Origin of the sequence: Methylobacterium sp. 190mf (assembly GCF_900107945.1) — a bacterium.
Classification (GTDB): Bacteria; Pseudomonadota; Alphaproteobacteria; order Rhizobiales; family Beijerinckiaceae; genus Methylobacterium.
The window spans coordinates 1-2,675 of sequence record NZ_FNVI01000074.1 but is presented as its reverse complement, the minus strand read 5'-3'; the positions used below and the strand labels follow the sequence as shown (position 1 = coordinate 2,675).

The window sequence follows — 2,675 nt, the reverse complement described above, 5'->3', positions numbered from 1 at the left end:
GACCGTGAGGGCGCCGTTGCCCAGGACGGCGGAGGCCGGGCCGGCGAGGTCGGTGAGCGTGAGGGCGGTGCCGTGGCCCTCACGGACAAACGACAATCGAGGCGCGAAACTCCTGACCTCCCCGCGTCGGTTTTTTTCGCCTCGTCAGGCCGGCGGCCTGACGAGGACGAGGTACGGAGTCAGGCGCGTGACGCGCAGGCTCATCGTCGCGGCCAGAACGTCGAGCGCGTCGTCGGTGTCGCGGATGTCGAGCGTCCCGCTGAAGCGCTGCGCGCCGAGCCCCGAACCGAGCAGGACGATGCGCCCGCGCCGATAGCGGTTCAGGTCGGCCACGACCGCGGCGAGGGGCTGCCCCGTGACGACGAGCTTGCCCTCCCGCCACGTCGTGGCGCGCCCCACATCGCCGCGCTCGACCGTCAGATGGCCGTCGGCGCTCCGGAGGGCGACCTCGCCGGCTCCGATGGTCACGGCGCCCGCGGTCGTCGACGCGTCCACGCGCCCCTCCGCCACGCCGACCGGTTCGGCGTCCCCGCCGGCCCGGACGAAGAAGCGCGTCCCCACAGCGCGCACCCGCAACCCGCCGCCGTAGACCACGAAGGGTCGGGCGCTGTCGGGCACGACATCGAACACCGCCTCGCCGCGCAGCAGGTGGACGTCGCGCGCGGCGGCCGTGAAGTGCAGGACGAGCGCGGTGTCGGTGTTGAGGGCGGCGCGGCTGCCGTCGGGGAGCCGCGCCGTCTCGATGTCCCCGATCCCGGTCCAGACGTCGGCGCGGACACGGTCGAGGATCCCGCTCTCGTAGGTGATGAATCCGGACAGGCCCAGCGCTGCCGCGAGACCGACGAGGCGCGTCGGCGGCGGCCGCCTGCGCCGGCGCGTATCGGGCACGCGCCCGGCGATGCCCCGCCACGCCTCCATCTCCGCGTAGGCCTCGGCATGGGCCGGGTCGGCGGCGCGCCAGGTCTCGAAGGCTGCCCGGTCGGCGTCGGTCGCGTCGGGGGAGGACAGGCGAACCACCCAGAACGCGGCCCGCGCGTAGATCGGGTCGTCGGCGGCCTCGTCGTCGCCCGCGGGCTTGCGCTCCTCCTCCATGTCGACCCGCTGCCCGCTCCGCCCGTCCGACCTATGAAGACCATCGAGGCCGCGAACTCCTGACGTGCCCGATCAGAAAAACTCGTGACACGCGCGACGAATGTGCAGCAGCGCCGTGATGAGGTGCTTCTCGACCATGTTGCGGCTGACGCCGAGACGGACGGCGACCTCCCAGTTCGAGAGGCCCTCGACGGTGCTGAGCAGGAACGCCTCCCGGCAGCGCGGCGGCAGCCCGTCGATCGTTGCCGCCACGAGGCGCAGCTGCTCGCGGGCGATCACCTGCGTCTCGGTCTGGGCGTGCCCGTCCACGACGCTCGACAGTTCGAGATCGGTCATGGATCGGAAGAGGCGCGCTTCGAACCGGCGGCGCTTGCCGAGATTGGCGGCGACGTTGCGCGCGAGGTGGAACAGGAAGAGGCGCGGATGCTCCAAGTCGGTGGTCGTGAGTGCTTTGACGAGGCGAAGATACGTCTCCTGCGCGGCGTCGGCTGCGTCGGCAGGGTTCCCGAGTTTGCGAAGAAGGAACCGCTGGAGGTTCAGGTTCTCACTGCGATGTAGGGCATCCAATGATACCGCCGCCATAACTCCAATCCTCAGGTGCCTCGCCGACGCACACGAGCGCGCGGCGCCGGCCGATTAGACTGTCACGCCGAGGATAGACGCAAGCGTTCTGAACGCTTTTAGCCGATCTAAACTGATGCATCTGCTCTCAGCCAAACGCTTGTTCGGCCGCTACGAAACAGCGATGCGAATGCGGGGCCTTGAACTGGAATAGTTCTAGTAGAACGGCTGTTTTCCATGTTCTGTTGCAAATCTGCGGCATGGATCGGGGCATGCCGGTGGCGTTCTGGGACCCGGCTTCGCGCCGTTCGTGGTCGAGACGCGCTCAGCGTCCCGGGGCGGCCTTCCGTCAGACGTCGAACGCCCACGTCCTCGACATGGTGCTCGAACCCGGCCGATCGCGGAGCCGCCCGTTCCGGCCACGAACCTTCGCCTCGCAACGCGGCCTGCACTCTGGCGCAGCGAGGGTCGGAAAAGGGTCGGACTTGGTCCGTGCGGCTATATATCCGCTTCGCTACATCTGCCGTCCCACAGCAAAAATGGCGGCATTCCACCCGGAGCCGCCCTTCGGCTGTCGGCCCATCTCAGACGGCTACGCCCGTGGTGGGGACGCCGACAGGCGGACGTTCTGATCTCCTGGCCGTATCATGGAGGTGCGGTGCGTGACCGCGATGATGGTCAACCCGTCAACAAGGTCACGTAAGCCGTCCATGATGTGCCGCTCGGTCTCGTCGTCGAGGGCCGAACTGGCTTCGTCCAGAACGAGAATCGCCGGTTCGCCGTAGAGCGCCCGCGCGATGGCGATGCGTTGCCGTTCACCGCCCGACAGCTTGAGGCCCCGTTCGCCCACGACGGTCTCAAACCCTTCCGGCATGGCCTCGATGCGCGTGAGGATGGAGGCCTGCGCGGAGGCCCGGCGGAGGCGCTCTGAATCGCCCCGGGTTTTCCGGAGGCCGTTTGGTTTGGCTCAGGCGGCCAAGGCTTGGACCTCGGCCTGGGCATAATAGCGTGCCTCCGCCTCG

General features: G+C 68.9%; 2 protein-coding genes and 1 pseudogene. All 3 read right to left on the bottom strand.

Annotation, left to right across the window (positions count from 1 at the left end; genetic code table 11):
* Positions 1-144 precede the first annotated feature (144 nt).
* The gene (locus tag C4T42_RS31255; RefSeq protein ID WP_020095896.1) at positions 145-1,092 is read right to left on the bottom strand and encodes a FecR domain-containing protein; all 948 of its coding nucleotides are present in this window, start codon (positions 1,090-1,092) and stop codon (positions 145-147) included.
* A 72-nt stretch (positions 1,093-1,164) separates the two neighbouring features.
* Positions 1,165-1,674 (bottom strand): sigma-70 family RNA polymerase sigma factor, encoded by a 510-nt coding sequence (locus C4T42_RS31250; protein ID WP_042669387.1) that lies wholly within the window; start codon positions 1,672-1,674, stop codon positions 1,165-1,167.
* A 571-nt stretch (positions 1,675-2,245) separates the two neighbouring features.
* Positions 2,246-2,581 (bottom strand): annotated as a pseudogene (locus C4T42_RS31245) (ATP-binding cassette domain-containing protein); the annotation flags it as partial.
* Positions 2,582-2,675: the final 94 nt, after the last annotated feature.

What these genes read in the sequence shown, in the direction of transcription:
- C4T42_RS31255 (WP_020095896.1), bottom strand. Translation starts at nt 1,092, where the DNA reads ATGGAGGAGGAGCGCAAGCCCGCGGGCGACGACGAGGCCGCCGACGAC.
- C4T42_RS31250 (WP_042669387.1), bottom strand. Translation starts at nt 1,674, where the DNA reads ATGGCGGCGGTATCATTGGATGCCCTACATCGCAGTGAGAACCTGAAC.